The sequence below is a fragment of the Paracoccus sp. M683 genome (assembly GCF_007096355.1).
GTDB lineage: Bacteria > Pseudomonadota > Alphaproteobacteria > Rhodobacterales > Rhodobacteraceae > Paracoccus.
Window position 1 is genome coordinate 66,443 of sequence record NZ_VKDF01000017.1, and the last position, 6,951, is coordinate 73,393.

Sequence of the window (6,951 nt, forward strand, 5' to 3'; positions counted from 1 at the left end):
GGTCGGTGAAATGACGACAACTTATGAAACCATCCGGCTTGAGACCGATGCGCGTGGCGTCGCCACCCTGACCTTGAACCGGCCGGACAAGCACAATGCCCTGAACGGCACGCTGATCACCGAACTTTGCCACGCGGCCGGGCGACTGGTATCCGATAAAAGCGTCCGTATCGTGGTTCTGACCGGTGCCGGCACTAGCTTTTGCGCTGGAGGGGATTTCAATTGGTTCGCCTCCAACGTCGAAAAATCCCGCGCCGAGCGGGTCGAACAAAGCGCCACGCTCGCGCATCTGTTGCGCCGACTGGACACGCTACAAAAGCCCCTGATCGGGCGGATCAACGGCCCGGCATATGGCGGTGGCGTGGGCATGATTTCGGTCTGCGACTATACCATCGGCGCAGAAGGCGCACGCTATGGCTTGACCGAAGTGAAACTGGGTCTGCTGCCCGCCAATATCTCGCCCTACGTGGTGGACCGCATCGGCAAGGTGCACGCGCGTGAAACCATGCTGTCGGGCGCGCTCTTCGACAGCGCGCGCGCCGAAAGGATCGGGCTACTCACCGAGGTCGTCGCCGCCGACGCGTTGGATGCCGCCGTTGAACGGGTGGTGCACGATCACCTTCAGGCAGCGCCCGGCGCGGTGGCGGATACCAAGGCACTGATCGCTTATGTCGCCAGTCACGATCTGGAAACCAACATGATCTACACCGCCGACCGTCTGGCCGACGCCTGGGAAACCGGGGAAGGCATTGAAGGCATCAACAGCTTTCTCAACAAGAGCGTGCCTTCGTGGAGAGTGAAATGAGTTTCACCCGCGTCCTGATTACCAACCGGGGCGAGATCGCCCGGCGCATCCAGCGCGGGTGCCGCAAGCTGGGGCTGGAAACGGTTGCGGTCTTTTCCGAGGCCGACCGCGACGCGCCCTTCGTAGCCGAGGCGGATCACGCTGTCTGTATCGGCCCGGCGGCTGCGTCTGAAAGCTACCTGAACGTCCCGGCCATCCTGGGGGCTGCGCGCGCCACGGGCGCGGGTGCGGTGCATCCCGGTTATGGCTTTCTGTCCGAGAACGCGGATTTCGCGGCAGCGGTCGAGGCCGCAGGTCTAGTCTTTATCGGACCGGAACCCGATGCCATCGCTCAAATGGGGTCCAAGATCGCGGCGAAGGCTGCGGCCGAGGCCGCAGGGGTGCCGGTGCTGCCCGGGTACAGCGGTGCCGATCAATCGGATTCACGCCTGCTGCAAGAGGCGGGCGCGCTTGGGGTGCCATTCCTGGTCAAGGCCAGCGCCGGCGGTGGCGGACGCGGGATGCGTCTCGTCACCGACATGGCCGACGCGCCCAAGGCCATCGCCTCTGCCCGGGCAGAGGCGCAGGGTGCGTTCGGCGATCCGGCGGTATTTTTGGAACGCTATGCGCTCCGCTCCCGCCATGTCGAGGTGCAGGTGCTGGGCGACACGCATGGCAACCTGGTGCATCTCGGCGACCGGGACTGTTCGCTGCAACGCAATCACCAGAAGCTTATCGAAGAGGCCCCCGCGCCGAATCTGCCAGACGATCTGCGCGAGCATATGCGCGCTGCCGCCGTGCGCCTTGCACAGGCGATCGGATACCGCTCTGCCGGAACGGTTGAATACCTATATGACCCCGAGCGCCGCGCCTATTACTTCCTTGAGATGAATACCCGCCTTCAGGTCGAACATCCCGTCACCGAGGCGATCACCGGAATCGACTTGGTCGAATGGCAGTTGCGCATCGCGCGGGGCGAGCGGCTGACTTTCCAGCAACCCGACGTACACTTCGAAGGCCACGCCATCGAAGTGCGCGTTGCCGCCGAAAACCCGGCCGAGAATTACCGCCCCGAAACCGGCAGGATCACGCTGTGGGTGCCGCCTTCGGGCGTGCGGCTGGATACGGGCGTCGGGGAAGGTTCAACTGTCGGCCATCACTACGATTCCATGTTGGCCAAGCTGATCATCCATGCGCCGGACCGGGCGCAGGCCATCCGCAAGAGCGTGGCCGCAATCGACGGCTTTGCCGTGGGCGGGCTGGGGCTGAACCTGGCGTTTCAGCGCGCCTTGTTAATTCATCCCGACTTTGCCGCGATCCGGCATCACACCGCCGGGCTTGGCGAGATGTTTGTGAACGGGTGGGCACCCCCCGCACCCGATGCGCAAAGCCGCGCGCTGGCCACACTGGCCCTGCATTTGCATCTGGTCCCGACGGCCGGGAACACCCCTTGGCAAGGTCTAGGTGCGTGGCGTCTGACCGCGCCCGCAGGCCGGCCCGGCGCTGCCTTCTATTGGGCCTTGGGCGACGAAGACCCGACCAGCGCGGCGGGCGATAAAAGGCATCTGACGATCAGATTGCCGGACGACACCCCTGTTACCGTCGAAGCGCCCGGCCTGACCGCCGACCGCCTGACAGGGCGCGTTGGCGGCGTGCCCTTTACCCGCGCCGCGCACCTGCGCCGCACGAAAAAACACTGGCAGGTGTTTCTGTCAACGCCGGATGGTATGGCCGGGTTTGCCATTGAAACGCTGGAGGACAGACACCTGCAACGCGCTTCGGGAAAGGTCGGCGGGGAAGACTTGCTTGTCGCGCCGATGCCCGGTGCAGTGGTCGAACTGCGGGTCGCGCCCGGCGATCGGGTCGCGGCGGGCGATACACTGGTGGTGCTTGAGGCGATGAAACTGCTGCAAAGCCTGGTCGCCCCGTTTGCGGGCATCGTAGCCGAAATCTACTGCGCCGCCGGCGACACCGTCGCCGGGCAAGCGCCCCTTGTAAAACTCGATCCAGAGGAAATCCAATGACCAAGCATGACATGATTGATGCGGCCACAAGCCCGTTCAGCGAGGACCTGAACATGATCCGCGCGCAGCTGCGCCGCTTCATCGAAACCGAAGTGACGGCCAAGGCCGACGCTTGGGAAAAGGATGGCATGGTGCCGCGTGACGTGCTGCGCCGGATGGGCGATCTGGGCGTGCTGGGCATGCGCTATGACGAGCAATATGGCGGCGCAGGGCTAAATGTGATGTCCAGCGTCATGCTGGCCGAGGAAGCGGGTCGCTCCACCTTCGGCGGGTTTTCGGCCACGGTTCTGGTCCATACCGACATGGCCTCGCCGCATCTTGAAAACGCCGGTACGCCCGAACAAAAGGCGCGCTGGATGCCCTCGATCACCTCGGGCGAAAAGATTGCCGCAGTGGCCGTGACCGAACCGGGCGCCGGGTCTGACGTGGCGGGGATGCGCACGCGCGCGGTGCAGGACGGATCGGACTGGGTGATCAACGGCACCAAGATGTTCATCACCAACGGCGTGCATGGCGACATCTATTTCGTCGGCGCCAAGACCGACCCGGACGCCAAGGGCTCGCGCGGGATCACCATGTTCACGGTCGAAAAGGGCACGCCGGGGTTCTCTGTCGGCCGGGCGCTGAACAAGACCGGCTGGCTGTGCTCGGACACCGCCGAACTGATCTTCGAGGATGTGCGCATCCCGGCAGAGAACGTGCTGGGGGAGGTGAACCGGGGCTTCTACTCGGTGATGAAGAACTTCCAGAACGAACGGATCGTGCTGGGTGCAATGGCCTGCGCCGAGGCGCAATCCGCACTTGAAATGACTGTGGATTACGTCAAGCAGCGCAAGGCTTTCGGTGGTGTGCTGTGGGACAAGCAGGCAGTGCGCCAGCGATTGGCCGATTGCCAGACCCGGATTGAAGCGGGACGTCAGCTTACCTATCACGCTGCGTCACTAGATGCCGCGGGCCGCGATTGCGTCAAAGAAGTATCGATGGTCAAGGCCTATTGTGGCGAGCTGGTAAACAGCGTGCTTTACGACTGTGTCCAGTTCCATGGCGGTATGGGCTATATGCGGGGAACACCCGTGGAACGCATGTCGCGCGATGCCCGTGTCCAGGCCATCGGCGGCGGTGCCACCGAGGTCATGCTCGAAGAGGTCGCCAAGCGGATGTGAACTCACCATTACAAAAACCATATCAACGACCAACTGACACAAGGACTAACAAAATGAATTTGGAATCTACTCAACGCCAACCACTCGCAAGTCTGTCCCGAGAGTTCGCAACTATACTCATCGGCACCATTCTTCTGACACTCTCCGCGAAAATCGTGGTTCCTTTCTACCCGGTTCCGATGTCGACCCAATCCCTAGCAGTCCTGGGCCTTGGACTTTTTCTGGGTCCAGTTCGCGGTGGACTTGTTGTAGTAATCTACCTTCTGGAAGGCGCGCTTGGCCTTCCGGTTTTCGCTGGCACGCCTCCCGCGCCGGCCGGATTGGTCTATATTGCCGGCCCCACAGGCGGATACTTGATTGGGTTCGCACTCGCAGCGGCTGCCGCTGGATGGATGGTTCAAAAGTTGAGAGGGTTTCAGCCTGCATTCAGAGCAACTGTCGCTGTACTTTTCGGTTCCATGCTTATGTACTGCGCAGGGCTCTTCTGGCTGGGCGGCTTTATCGGCTATGGAGAAAAATTGATGAACGCCGGGCTTTACCCGTTCCTGCTTGGAGATCTGGCCAAGGCGGCAATTGCTGTGGTGCTGTATACAGGGTTCCAAAATCGGGGCCGTGTTTGAACGCTGGGCTTCGTTGCTTTGTTCCAGTGCCGGGTTCGACCGGCGCTGAAAACCAGCTTGAGGATTCCGAAACTGTGCAAGAGCAAGAGGCGGAGCTGCATGATACGGATTGTTCGCAATCAACACATGGTCGTAAAGAATGACAAGAAACAACATGTTTTACGGTGAGCCTGACCCTCCTCGTGCGCGGGGCGTAGAGGTGGCCGAGGGAATCCTAAGGATCGTTGCCAACAATCCCGGGAAGATGACCTATCACGGGACGAATAGCTATATCATTGATACTCCTGACGGTCGGTTCATTATCGACCCCGGTCCAGCAGAAGACAGTGCACATTTCGAAGCAATCGTCGAGAATTTGGGAGCCAACCCTGCCGGAATTCTCCTGACACATCACCATTCCGATCATTTCGGGGCCGTGCCGGCATTGCGCGAACGTACAGGTTTGCCGGTTTATGTTTCGCGCGCATTTCCTGACGATGCGTTTCAACCTGACGGCTTTTTGAAAGACGGGCAGGTGATCGCTGGTCTTACTGTCCTGCACACACCTGGTCATGCGAGCGATCACCTCTGCTTCGCGAGGCCGGATGGAGTACTTTTCACAGGCGATCACGTGATGAGTTGGAACAGTTCTATAGTCAGCCCCCCTGACGGCAACATGCGCGATTACTGCACCCAGCTTCAGCGGCTAATCGATCGCAACGATAAGGTCAGCCTGCCGGGTCACGGACCTGTACTCCGGGACCCGGGACCGTACGTCAAACGGTTGCTCGCCAACCGGATGCGTCGTGAGTCGGAGATTCTCGCGCACCTCTCAAGTACCTCCGACTCGCTCCAGAATATCGCCACTTCTGTTTACAAAAAATCTGACCCGCATATTGCAATGGCCGCCGAACGAAATGCCGCGGCGCATCTGGAGAAGCTTCTTTCAGAATCCCGGGTGGTTCAGGACGAAGGGATCTGGAGATTGCCTTAACATAAAACGAATTATGCGTATTCTTAATGTGCCCGGGGGCACATTCTAAACTGGGTTGCGGCAAATCCCCTATCTTGCTGGAAAGCAAGCAGAATTGGAGCGTGGCTGTGGGACTGATGATCATGAGCGAGCGCGAGCTGAACTGTATTGATGTATTGGGCCAAGTGACCCTATGCGGATGACAGCTGTGACGGCGGCCAACGCTCTGGGACTGAGCGACTGCATCTCGCCAGTTTTTCTTAATTTGATTTTCTGCGGACAAGTTTGATGACTGAACCGATTGGAACTCACTCAATGGGAATGCTAGCCTTGCCACAATCTGGCAAAGATAGGATTAGGGCAGAATGGACGACCACCTGGACCTTGAGCGACTGGACCAGTTCCTGTGCTCCGACGACAGCCCCGAAGACAGCATGATGTTGTCCGATATGGATGGCTTTCTGCACGGGATCATTTGTTCTCCCGTATTCATTCCGTCCGAGGAATGGATTCCTTTGGCGCTAGGTGCAGATCCCGCAGAGATTCCTGCTTGGGTTCTTCAAGACATCGGTGACCTCTACAGCGGAATCGAAAACGGGCTGAAGACCGATCCGCGCGTGACTGAACCGATCTTCTGGCTGGCTTCGGAAGGACATGTGATTGCCATGGATTGGTGTGAGGGGTTCATGCAGGCAGTCTCTCTCCGTCCAAAAGAATGGCTCAGATTGACGGAAAGCGGTACTGACGGGCATCTGATGGCCCCAATCCTCATCCACCTGCTGGACGAGGGTGGCAACTCCGTCATGGGCATAGCGCAAGAAGATCTCAATGCCGCTCTCGCCGAAGCGGCTGATGCCATTCCCGAAGCCGTTGAAGGTATTTTTTCCTACTGGAAAGCCACTGATCAGTTATAAGAGCTTGGGTTCAGTACAGATCAATCCAAAGCCCGTGCGACTGTTTAATTTCCAAGCATGGACTTGGAAGTGAGTAAGCGCGACGTTGCGGCCCTATGCTGCGAGGCTTGACGGCTGGTTGAAGCGCCATGGCATGAGGTCTTCGATACCGCTTTGTGGGTGACCGTCGAGGATGGCGCGCAGTGTGGCGGCGAGATAGTCGACCGGGTTCACGTCGGACATCTTGCAGGTAGCGACCAGCGAGGCGAGCATAGCCCAGTTTTCGGCGCCGACTTCATTCCCGGCGAAGAGTGCATTTTTTGTATGCGACGGCCACGCGCCATTGATTTCGCGCTTGCGCGTTGCCGCGATGGGGTGAAGCCGAGTAACCGTCCGGTGAAGCTGCCTACGTTTTCTTTGGCTTCCATTTCTTTGCGAGCTTGAAGACTTCGGAGCGGAGTTCGTCGGCGTCGGGGACATGCGGATCGAATGGCCCGCCCGCCCATTCTGTTAGG

Annotated in this window: 6 protein-coding genes and 1 pseudogene; 6 read left to right on the top strand and 1 reads right to left on the bottom strand. The window is 59.8% G+C overall.

All coding sequences use genetic code 11. The features are described from left to right. Nucleotides 1–10 precede the first annotated feature (10 nt). The 6 genes from FNJ84_RS19465 to FNJ84_RS19490 all read left to right on the top strand — a co-directional run bounded on the left by FNJ84_RS19465 (nt 11) and on the right by FNJ84_RS19490 (nt 6,457). The gene (locus tag FNJ84_RS19465; protein WP_143794857.1) at nt 11–805 is read left to right on the top strand and encodes a crotonase/enoyl-CoA hydratase family protein; all 795 of its coding nucleotides are present in this window, start codon (nt 11–13) and stop codon (nt 803–805) included. Next, nucleotides 802–2,808 (top strand): biotin carboxylase N-terminal domain-containing protein, encoded by a 2,007-nt coding sequence (locus tag FNJ84_RS19470; protein WP_185968605.1) that lies wholly within the window; start codon nt 802–804, stop codon nt 2,806–2,808. The genes FNJ84_RS19465 and FNJ84_RS19470 overlap by 4 nt, the downstream gene beginning before the upstream one ends. After that, entirely contained in the window at nt 2,805–3,971 is a 1,167-nt protein-coding gene (locus FNJ84_RS19475) for an acyl-CoA dehydrogenase family protein (protein ID WP_143794859.1), read from the top strand. Before FNJ84_RS19470 ends, FNJ84_RS19475 begins: the two co-directional genes overlap by 4 nt. A gap of 53 nt (nt 3,972–4,024) precedes the next feature. Further along, nucleotides 4,025–4,591, top strand: coding sequence for a biotin transporter BioY (locus FNJ84_RS19480; RefSeq protein ID WP_047998012.1), 567 nt, complete (start codon nt 4,025–4,027; stop codon nt 4,589–4,591). Between the two features lie 154 nt (nt 4,592–4,745). Next, a complete protein-coding gene (locus FNJ84_RS19485; protein ID WP_073068706.1) occupies nt 4,746–5,564 on the top strand; it encodes an MBL fold metallo-hydrolase in 819 nt (272 codons plus the stop codon). A gap of 344 nt (nt 5,565–5,908) precedes the next feature. After that, the gene (locus tag FNJ84_RS19490; RefSeq protein ID WP_143794860.1) at nt 5,909–6,457 is read left to right on the top strand and encodes a YecA family protein; all 549 of its coding nucleotides are present in this window, start codon (nt 5,909–5,911) and stop codon (nt 6,455–6,457) included. 93 nt (nt 6,458–6,550) lie between these two features. Here FNJ84_RS19490 and FNJ84_RS19495 read toward each other — a convergent pair. After that, nucleotides 6,551–6,757, bottom strand: a pseudogene (locus tag FNJ84_RS19495) (transposase domain-containing protein); the annotation flags it as partial. Nucleotides 6,758–6,951 lie beyond the last annotated feature (194 nt).

Coding starts and splice junctions, on each gene's coding strand:
- FNJ84_RS19475 (WP_143794859.1), top strand. CDS start 2,805: ATGACCAAGCATGACATGATTGATGCGGCCACAAGCCCGTTCAGCGAG.
- FNJ84_RS19465 (WP_143794857.1), top strand. CDS start 11: ATGACGACAACTTATGAAACCATCCGGCTTGAGACCGATGCGCGTGGC.
- FNJ84_RS19485 (WP_073068706.1), top strand. CDS start 4,746: ATGTTTTACGGTGAGCCTGACCCTCCTCGTGCGCGGGGCGTAGAGGTG.
- FNJ84_RS19470 (WP_185968605.1), top strand. CDS start 802: ATGAGTTTCACCCGCGTCCTGATTACCAACCGGGGCGAGATCGCCCGG.
- FNJ84_RS19490 (WP_143794860.1), top strand. CDS start 5,909: ATGGACGACCACCTGGACCTTGAGCGACTGGACCAGTTCCTGTGCTCC.
- FNJ84_RS19480 (WP_047998012.1), top strand. CDS start 4,025: ATGAATTTGGAATCTACTCAACGCCAACCACTCGCAAGTCTGTCCCGA.